This window comes from Niveispirillum sp. (assembly GCF_052437035.1).
Lineage (GTDB): Bacteria > Pseudomonadota > Alphaproteobacteria > Azospirillales > Azospirillaceae > Niveispirillum.
Genome location: NZ_JBQVOH010000041.1, coordinates 1 through 757, shown reverse-complemented (window position 1 = coordinate 757; position 757 = coordinate 1). Strand labels below are relative to the sequence as shown.

Below are 757 nucleotides of genomic sequence, written 5' to 3'. Positions count from 1 at the left end.
AGCCTGTTCCACCAGCCCGTCGCGGCGCAGGCGGTGCATCACGTCGTTCAGCTCGGACAGCTCGGCGCTCGGGTCGCCGCCCAGGGTCGCCTGCTCGACCTGGACGCAGGCAAAGGTCTCGTGTTCGTGGCCGCGCAGGGCCTCGCGCACCGCAGCCCAGGGCTGGTGCCCGTGTTCGTGCAGCTGGGCTTCCAGCCAGACGAACACCGGGCCGTGGGGCGCGGGCAGGTGGGCCAGCAGGGCGTGGTCGTCGGCCGAGAGCGTGTCCCAGGCCTGCGGGCTGGCCAGCAGCAGACCCACCGCGCGGTCGGCCCGGCTGCCCCCCGCGCGGCGCGTGCCCAGCATGCGGGGCGGGGGCGGCGGGCCTTTGCGCCACTTGCCGAAGCCCTTGCCGCCGCCGCCGTAGGTTTTGCCACCACCGCCGTAGCCGCCACCGCCGCTGCTGTAACCGCCGCCGGCGCCGCTGTCGTAGCCCGGGTCCGAGGTGTAGGCCGCGCTGGCCCCGCCGCCGTCGTAACCGGCGTCGTGCCCCGGCTGCGCGGGCGCCGGGCTGGCGGCCCGGGGCTTGCGCGGGCCGCCGCCGGTCTGCTGCCAGAGCTGCAGCAGGTCCGGGCTGCCGATGCCGATGCCGGCGGCCAGTTCGCCGATGAGCTGGCGCTTGAGCGCGCCATCGGGCAGGGCGCTCCAGAGTGGGCGCGCCTGGCTGGCCATGCGCGCGCGGCCTTCAGCGGTGCTGAGGTCGCAGTCGGCACCGGCG

Annotated in this window: 1 protein-coding gene; it reads right to left on the bottom strand. The window is 76.6% G+C overall.

Annotation, left to right across the window (positions count from 1 at the left end):
- Positions 1 to 757, bottom strand: a 757-nt coding sequence (locus tag ACT6Q8_RS25565) for a hypothetical protein (RefSeq protein WP_444739485.1), incomplete at both ends; no start/stop codon positions are given.